Below are 8,880 nucleotides of genomic sequence, written 5' to 3'. Positions count from 1 at the left end.
AATATCCAAGAAGAAGACACCTTACTAATATTTATTGGACGATTACATAAAATAAAAGGATTAGACTTATTAATCGAAGCATTTGATGAATTAATTAAAACAAATAAAAATGATAATATAAAATTAGCAATAATCGGACCAGATGATGGATTTTTACCAGAAATACAAAAACTCCTAAAAAAGAAAGGATTAAACAAACAAATAATAATAACAGGTCCATTATATAAACAAGAAAAACAAGAAGCCTTAACAGATTGTGATATGTTTATAATGCCCTCCCAATATGAATCATTCACTACAAGTGGATTAGAAGCAATGGCATGTGAAAAACCATTAATACTAACTAAAAACAATCATATACACAATTGGGTTAACCAAAAATGTGGCCTATCCTGTGATTATGATAAAATAAGTTTAAAAAACAGTATACAAGAATTAATAGAAAATGAACAATTAGCAAAACAGTATGGTAAGGAAGGTCGTAAGCTAGTTGAAGAAAAATACAATTGGAATGTAATTGATAAACAAATAATAAACATTTACAATTCAATTATAAAATAATAAAAATTGTCCAGGTTAAATAATAATATTTAAATCATAAAAACAAGATATATAATTTAGTAAACTTATTAAAAAAAGTATATTGCAATAAAATTAAATCGGATAAGATTATAATTAATACCTTTTTTTTAAAACATTTATTTGCTATTATAGAGGATTACAGATGAAAGTTGTTGTTTGTCAAAATTGTGGAGCTAAATATCAATTAGAAGATGATGAGGATTTAGATGGTTTTGAATGTAGTATCTGCACAGGTAACTTAGAAGAACTTGCAGAATACCCAACAACTGGAGATTCATCACATAAAACTAAACAAACTCATTTTAAAAATAATTATAAAGATTTTAAGCTTGTTTACTGTGAAGATTGTGGATTAAAATATCGTTTAAATAGTAATGATATTGTAGATGAATATGAATGTGTAAGCTGTGGAGGAAGGTTAATACCTGTAAATGAAGAAGATCAAATGACTCCTTCTCCAAAAATCCTAGAACCACAAGTATATGAAAAAACTGCCACAACTCCAGGTAAACGTCACGATATAAATAAATTAAAAGAAGATTTAGAAGAATCTCGCCAAGACTTAAAAGAATCTAATATTCAAAAACAGTTTATAAAACAAGAAGAAAATACTGAAGCACCTATTGTTGAGGAAGATTCAATCCCAGAAGAAAATACAAAAACACCTATTATTGAAGAGGAAGTTGAACCTAATCAAGAAATACTTAATAAGTCTTCACATTCCCTACCTGAGGTAGAAACTAAAAAGGATTCAAATTACAATTCAGAATACTCTGAAAATATACTTAAAAAAAGTGTACGGGTAGGTCCTAAAGGAAGAATTTCAGATGAATTAACAGATTACTTAAGTAATGTAAAACACGAATCTGAAACAATTCCAGAAGATAATATTCAAACAAATAAAACAACAGAAGTTAAAAAACAATCTAAACGTGTTAAACATGAAGAAGCTTCAGCAAATGATCGTTACGCTTTAGCTTTATATAAATATCATGATGAATTAAAAAAACAGATGAAACAAGATTTTTTAGATGGAATTGCAGATTCTCATTATGGTGAAAATTCATTTGATAAACTCTCCAATATGATAAAAGATCAACTTAAATCTTATAGGGAAGATTTAACACATGCTCCTAAATTAATCCATACAGATATTAGAACACCTGAAGGATATAAAACTAATAAACAAGAACTTATACCTCACCCAAATGAGGAAAATTTATCTTACCATATGGTTTACATAGTAACCGGTTCAGTTGTTGCTTTAATAGGTTTAGCTGATGTTTTAATTTCAGGCAGAACCATAAGTATATCATTCATAACTTTAGGTATTATAATAATCATTTATGGATTTTATAAACGTTATTCCTATGCTGATAGTGAAGCTAGAGGTAGAATTATTCGTGCTAAACTATTAACTCTTCCTGAAGACTTTTATGTTTTATATTATGTAAGACCTCCTGAAGCAGGTAAAGGAATAAACCATGTTGTTATAGGTCCTACTGGAATATTTACAATTGTCACTCAAAAATATAATTCTAAAGAGGATAATGGTAAAATCAAACAAGATAAGGAAAATTCATCTTTAATTGGTAAGTCTGGTTCATTAGAAGAATATTTATCTAGTAAACATAGTTTAAAAGTTGTATCTAACTTTAGAGATAAACAAACTCATTTTAAAGTAAATGATAGTAAAATTAAATTCGATACTAATAATAAAATTAAACAAGAAACATTAAGTTTAAATGAAAATTTATCACAATTTTTAGATGAAAATGGTTTACCTGGAATACATATAGAACCACTTGTTGGTTTTGTAAATAATGAAGTTGCAGTTATTAATGTAATTTTAACTAATGATGATTTATTCCTTGAAGAACTTTTATATAAAATTAAGCATGGTGAACGTAGAATTGATGATTTAACAATTCATAAAATCGCAGTTTTATTATCACAATACTCAGCAGAATGTTCATCATAAAAAAAAATTTTAAAGAGGATTCATGATGAGTATACTATCTTTTTTTCATAATCTTAAAGTGAAACATTATACTAAAAATATTCAAAAAACTGTAAAAGAATGTGGAGTAAATCTTCGGGTTAATGGTCCTTCTCTTGCAACATCTAACACTTACCTTGGAAATAATGTTAATTTTAATGGGATTCATATTCAAGGTAAAGGTGAAGTTAAAATTGGTGATAATTTCCATTCAGGTATTGAGTGTATGATCCTTACTGATAATCATAATTATGATAATGGTGAAGCTATACCTTATGATGAAACTATAATTAGTAAAAATGTTACTATAGGAGATAATGTTTGGTTAGGTAATCGTGTAAACATATTACCGGGTGTTACTATTCATGAAGGTGCTATAATTCAATTAGGAAGTGTTGTTGTTCGTGATGTTCCTAAGTGTGCTATAGTTGGTGGGAATCCAGCTACTGTTTTTAAATATCGTGATAAAGAGCATTATGAAAAGTTAAAATCTCAAGCTAAATTTCATTAAAAACTAATTATTTATTTTTTTTCCTACTCTAAATTTTTAACTAATCATTTTTTTAAAGAATCTAATTTCTTCTATTTTTATACATTTCATTACAAATATTAAAGCGAAATATACTATTACTCCAATTATTATTGCGATTAGAACGTTTATTAACCCTGTTGGGTTAATTAATTTAACTACTATTCCCATTATAATTGCTGCTATAATAATTTTTATAGTGGAACTTTTTTCATAAGGTAATTTATGATATTTTCTACTTTTATATGTTGTAATTGTGAATGTGAAAATGTAACATAGTAATGTTACGAATGCTGCTCCAATGATTCCTAGAATTGGTACTAATAAAATATTTAATAAGATATTAGCTATTGCTGCTACGGTCCATAGTTTTCCTAAGATTTTTGTTTCTTTTTCTAATATTAAATAATTGTTAGTTATTCCGTAAACACCCATGAATATTGCACCTAAGCATACAAATGGTGTTACTAAGTATCCTGTATTTGCAATAGTGCTAGTTGTTATAAGTAAGAGTAATGGTTTGCTTAAAACTGACATTCCTACAGCTGCAGGTACTGTTAATAATAAGTAATATTTCATACTATATCTCATATAATAATCAACAGTTGCCATGTCTCCTTTTTCATAATGTTCTGGAAGTATTGCTGGGAGTAGAACAGCAAATGGTGATAAGAACATTAATAAAACACTTCCTAATGCATATCCTGGAGAGTAACAACCTACTGCTGCTGATCCAAGTATGGTTCCAATAACATATTTATCACTTGAATCAACTACCCATGAAGATACATTATTTGGAATAGTTGGAATAGCAAAAGATAGTTCCTCTCTCAAGTTTTTATATGAAGGCTTACCAATTCCAAGATATCCAACCACCATAATTAACATCATAATAAAGACTAATGCATATCCACTAAGTAAACCTAAAACAACAGTTTCAATATGATAACCTGAATACACAAGGAAAATACATAAAAGAACCCCAATATAACTTTGCAAAATCAAGAAAATACTATACTTCTTCATTTGCTGAAAAGTCCTAAAGAAAGTAATTAACATCAAATTCAAACAAGCAAAAAATGAAATCAAAGTAGTAATATATAATACTTGTAAATTCCCATTAAACAAGGCATTCGCTATAGTTTGTCTGAAAATCAAAAAACATCCACAAATAATCAAAGTAGATAACAAAGTAACTGAAATCATACTATAAAAAGAACCCCTAATCTTAGTTTTATCCTTCTCAGAAGATAAAAATCTAACCATAGTATAAGGTAGGCCAAGATTAGCAATATTCGGAACCAAAGCAACAGTAGTAGTAACTTGAGCCCACATACCATACTCAGCAGTGGAAAAACTCTTAGTAATAATTGGTATGAAAATAAGACTACTTAAACTAATTAAAATATTAGTAATACCAACTAAACCAATTCTCTGAACAAATTTAACATACTGACTCAAAACAAACACACCTAATAATCAAAACATTAAATCTTTTTTCGAGGAACTTGCATAATATTCTTATTCAACAAAACATCCTCTAAAAGTTGCTCATCATAATTCTTAAAAAAGAAATCAGCATTATACTCTTTCAAATCTAAATCTTTCAATTTATTAACCATATCATTAGGATTTCTAACTTTAACAACAATTTTCTTCTCAACCAAATCATCTAAATACTCAACACCAGGAACATCAACAATAAAAGTCTTACAATTAAAAGCTAAACCCTCATAAATTGCAGTAGAAAAAGCACCAACCTGATACTCAGATTCAGCAAATAATTTATATAACTCCGGTTCATTACTATCAATAACACTAAAATTATCTAACTTATCCGCTTCAACAAGTTTAGGATAATTCTCCTTCCAAGTACTATACTCCCCAGGATGTAATTTATAAATAAAATCATAACCATCTAACACACTAGCTAGATGGCATGCAAATTCACTTAAATACTTCCCTATAACCCCTTGGGAAATAAAAAGTATCTGATTCTTCTTCTTAGAAACATCCTTATACTTTTTACTATTATCCTCAAAATAAGGAAAACCAACACTAAAAATAGCATGCTTCTTAATAGGATAAGCACTAGCATCTTTCCAATAATCCCCAAAACTTAAAATCTTATTAGGGAAATAAGCTATATGTTCATAAGTCCCACTTTTAAGAGTAATATTCTCACTAGGATAACTATAACCTAAATGATACTTACTAATTATACCATGCTGTAATTCAATAACCTCTATACCTAAATCTTTACAAGCAGCAACCAAAGCTTTATTCTCATAAGCAACTACAACATAAACTTGTTCAACTTTCTTCTCATTCAATAATTCCCTATACTTCTCATATTCATACTGAAAATTAAGAATATGATTAGAAAAAATCTCAAATAAATTAACTTCAACACCAAAATGATTATGAATTAAATTCTCAATAGACTGTATAGTTTCAGATTCTTTCTCCGTATACTCAATATTATGTGTTTTTTTATAAAAATAAGAACCAAGCAAAATACGATCATTAAACTTAACCTTATCATCCTTTTTAATATAATGCTTATTTAAATAAGGAGAATCAAGAACTTCATAAGATTTACCTAAGTTTTCTAAGGTATCTCTTAAAAAATAACTATAAATATCCATATACTCCCCATTATTTAAGACCTTACGAGGATGATTAAAAATTAGAATTTCAAAATTATCTTGACCTTTAAAAGGATTACAAAAAATACTATTCTTAATAAAAGGCAAGAAAGATTTAACTTTATCAAATAAACTAACACTAGCTTGCTGAGCACTACCAAATAAACCAAGTTTAAGGGTTATTTCATAATAAAGATATAAACGTACAAGTTCCCAAGGATAAACATGTTGAATCATAATATAATTAAGATTATACTCATTTTCCAATCTAAAAAATTCATCACAAACTTCTTTAACACTCATCATTTCAATTAAATCCTTCTACAAAATAATTAATATTTTTTCCCGTAAAAATTCTATTTAAACATATTAAAATCTAATAAGTCATCTTCACAAATATGTACTTTAACTTCCTTACCTAAAACTAAATTAATCTTATTAGGTGAAATACCGCTACCTGGACGTTTAAATGTTAAATCATCAATATCAATAATTTCACCAACATCCATATCACGCTTAGCAACTATGGATCTACGAGCTTGAATTCGTGCAGCACCTTCACAATCTAAGGGAACCTTATCATATTGACCATTAATACTTCTAATAAATTCAATATTTTTAAAAAACTTCTTAACATCAGATGGATCCATAGCATGATAATGATCATTACCTTTTAAAGTTTTATCTAATGTGAAATGTTTTTCAATAATTTTAGCACCATTTAAATAAGCAGTAGTAAGAACCAACATTTCATCATCAGGTTTAGTATGATCTGAATAACCAATATCATATTCTGGATAAAGATTTTTAAGATTTTTAATCATTAACAAATTAGCATCAGCATAATCTGTAGGGTAAGATAAAACACAATGCATAATACCAATATCACGGTTATCTTCATCTTCAATAGCCCGAATAGCTTCTGAAATCTCTTTAGTAGTTGAAGCCCCAGTAGAAATAATAATAGGTTTGTTTTTACGTGCAATAACCTTAATAAATGGAATATTTGTTAAATCGGATGAACTTATCTTATAAACACTCATAAATTCATCTAAATATTCAACAGATTCAAAATCAAAAGGAGTTGAAAGAAACATTATACCCATACTATCACAATACTTAGCAAGTTCATGGTATTCTTCACTGCCAAATTGATCAAACTTTTTAAACAATTCATATTGGGAAGTTGTTGGCTCCTCATTCAAATCCCAATAAGCTGGAGAATTCTTTGAAGCAATTGTATTTGCTTTATAACTTTGAAATTTAACAGCTCCACAACCAGAATCTTTAGCTTCCTTAACCATTAATTTTGCAGCATCCATATTACTAATATTCATCTTTTTAGCTATATCATAATAGTTAACACCAATTTCTGCAATTAAAAATGGTTCTTTATTAAATATGCTCATTATTTAACATTTCTCCCTTTTTTTCCTTTTTCAAATTCTAAATATCTAGGCTTAACAATTTTCATTAAATTTTCAAAACCATGTCTAACATCAACATTTTTCATACGATTACTCATTTCCATCCGTAAATCATAATTATCAATAATATCATTAATAGTGTTAATTAAATCATTTTCTTTAACTTCACTACCTAATCCTAAATTAATAAAACCATTTTCAACATTACCAAATATGTGACTTAATTCACGTTGATTTTGACAAAGACAAACACATGGAACTCCAATAGAAGCTATTTCATACATTGTTCGACCTGCTGAAGTGAAAATAAGGTCTGCTGAAATCATATATTCACTAATATTTTTAACATCTTCAAAGATTTCAATGTTACTATAATCTTGGAACTCCTTTTCAATTCCTTTTTTATCCATATATCCAAGACCAAGAATAACTTTAACATTACCTTTAAATTCACTTTTTAAAATACAATTTAAAGTTTTTTTAGTTAAATCATTTGGATCTGTTCCTCCAAATGTTAATAAAATCTCTTTCACACTTGGATGGATTTCTTTATAAGGTTGATAATAGAATTCATCCTTTAAAATATAATAAAGATGACCACTGTATAAATTTTTAAGAGGTATCTTATGCTCATATAATGCATCACAAACTAAATCAGCATATTTCACTCCACCTCCTAAATCTTCAAAGTTAAGAACAAAATAATCTTCATCTTTTAAACTTTTAATATAACTAGAAGTGGTGTTTAAAATATCATTTACTACAATATCCGGTTCATACTCCTTAATTTTACTTAAAATATTATTATCATTATGTGTAATGTAGGGATAATTATAATTTTTAATTATATTAATCCCAATTTCTTTATTTTCATTTAATAAGAATATAACATCATGATTAACTAATTTAGATGCAATAGCTAAGCCTCGGTAAATGTGACCTGTACCAATTTCATGAGAAGCATCAGTCTTAATAAGAATACGTTTTTTCATTAAAAGACGTTCTGCAACCCACCAATCTTCATAATTATCAATATCAATACTTTCATGAGGACTTACAGGTATTAAATCAATTTTTTCACCTAATCGTGAGTCTTTTTTAAGGAATTCTCTTTTTGTTGCAAAAATAGAACCAGTCTCACGGTACTGTTCAGGTAAATACTGACGATTAACCCTTTTACTATATAAAGGATAAAATTCATCATTCTCCTTATCATAACCCCAACTTAAATGTCTATCATCAACAACACTAATAACAGTATCATTACCCTCACAAAGCTTCCCAATAGCCTTATTTAAGGTACTGGTTTTTAAAAGAGGAGAAGTAGGTTGAAGAGTTATAACAAAATCATAAACGGTATTAAACTTTTCTTCTTGTTTAATTGTAGCATCATAAATAACAGGATCTAAAGGCACATTATCTTCCGCTAACTCTTTTGAACGTTTAATAACATCAGCACCAAACTTCTCAGCAATAAATTTAATCTCATCATCATCAGTACTAACAACAACATTATCAATATACTCAGAAGACTTAGCATGGTTAATAGTATGAGCAATTAAAGGTTTATCATTCATCATACGAATATTTTTACGAGGAATACCTTTAGAACCTCCTCTTGCAGGAATAACCACTAAAATTTTATTATCCTTATACATCTTTAAGAAAACCTTTCCCTTTTTTAAATTTTAAAAA

At 27.7% G+C, this 8,880-nt stretch carries 6 protein-coding genes and 1 pseudogene; 3 read left to right on the top strand and 4 right to left on the bottom strand.

The window, feature by feature from the left end; genetic code table 11:
- The 3 genes and pseudogenes from BP769_RS05910 to BP769_RS05900 form a co-directional block, all read left to right on the top strand.
- Positions 1 to 561 (top strand): glycosyltransferase family 4 protein (locus tag BP769_RS05910; RefSeq protein ID WP_413862235.1); only part of this gene is annotated, 561 nt, incomplete at its 5' end.
- 163 nt (positions 562 to 724) lie between these two features.
- Positions 725 to 2,563: a hypothetical protein gene (locus BP769_RS05905; RefSeq protein ID WP_413826932.1), complete on the top strand. Its 1,839-nt coding sequence runs from the start codon at positions 725 to 727 to the stop codon at positions 2,561 to 2,563.
- Positions 2,564 to 2,891: 328 nt separating this feature from the next.
- Positions 2,892 to 3,044: pseudogene (locus BP769_RS05900) on the top strand (acyltransferase); the annotation flags it as partial.
- An 84-nt stretch (positions 3,045 to 3,128) separates the two neighbouring features.
- Here BP769_RS05900 and BP769_RS05895 read toward each other — a convergent pair.
- The 4 genes from BP769_RS05895 to BP769_RS05880 are packed head-to-tail and all read right to left on the bottom strand — an operon-like array spanning position 3,129 to position 8,843.
- The gene (locus tag BP769_RS05895; RefSeq protein WP_413828337.1) at positions 3,129 to 4,571 is read right to left on the bottom strand and encodes a flippase; all 1,443 of its coding nucleotides are present in this window, start codon (positions 4,569 to 4,571) and stop codon (positions 3,129 to 3,131) included.
- A 26-nt stretch (positions 4,572 to 4,597) separates the two neighbouring features.
- Positions 4,598 to 6,064, bottom strand: a complete 1,467-nt coding sequence (locus BP769_RS05890; RefSeq protein WP_413862233.1) for a sialyltransferase — start codon at positions 6,062 to 6,064, stop codon at positions 4,598 to 4,600.
- Between the two features lie 50 nt (positions 6,065 to 6,114).
- Entirely contained in the window at positions 6,115 to 7,167 is a 1,053-nt protein-coding gene (locus BP769_RS05885) for an N-acetylneuraminate synthase family protein (RefSeq protein WP_413826935.1), read from the bottom strand.
- Positions 7,167 to 8,843: a cytidylyltransferase domain-containing protein gene (locus tag BP769_RS05880; RefSeq protein ID WP_413826937.1), complete on the bottom strand. Its 1,677-nt coding sequence runs from the start codon at positions 8,841 to 8,843 to the stop codon at positions 7,167 to 7,169. The genes BP769_RS05885 and BP769_RS05880 overlap by 1 nt, the downstream gene beginning before the upstream one ends.
- Positions 8,844 to 8,880 lie beyond the last annotated feature (37 nt).

The sequence above is a fragment of the Methanobrevibacter sp. UBA417 genome, assembly GCF_002508845.1.
Classification (GTDB): domain Archaea; phylum Methanobacteriota; class Methanobacteria; order Methanobacteriales; family Methanobacteriaceae; genus Methanobrevibacter_A; species Methanobrevibacter_A acididurans.
This window is presented reverse-complemented; position numbering and strand designations above follow the sequence as displayed.

Excerpts from the sequence above, each read along its gene's own strand:
- BP769_RS05880 (WP_413826937.1), bottom strand. The coding sequence starts at position 8,843 with ATGTATAAGGATAATAAAATTTTAGTGGTTATTCCTGCAAGAGGAGGT.
- BP769_RS05885 (WP_413826935.1), bottom strand. The coding sequence starts at position 7,167 with ATGAGCATATTTAATAAAGAACCATTTTTAATTGCAGAAATTGGTGTT.
- BP769_RS05905 (WP_413826932.1), top strand. The coding sequence starts at position 725 with ATGAAAGTTGTTGTTTGTCAAAATTGTGGAGCTAAATATCAATTAGAA.
- BP769_RS05890 (WP_413862233.1), bottom strand. The coding sequence starts at position 6,064 with ATGATGAGTGTTAAAGAAGTTTGTGATGAATTTTTTAGATTGGAAAAT.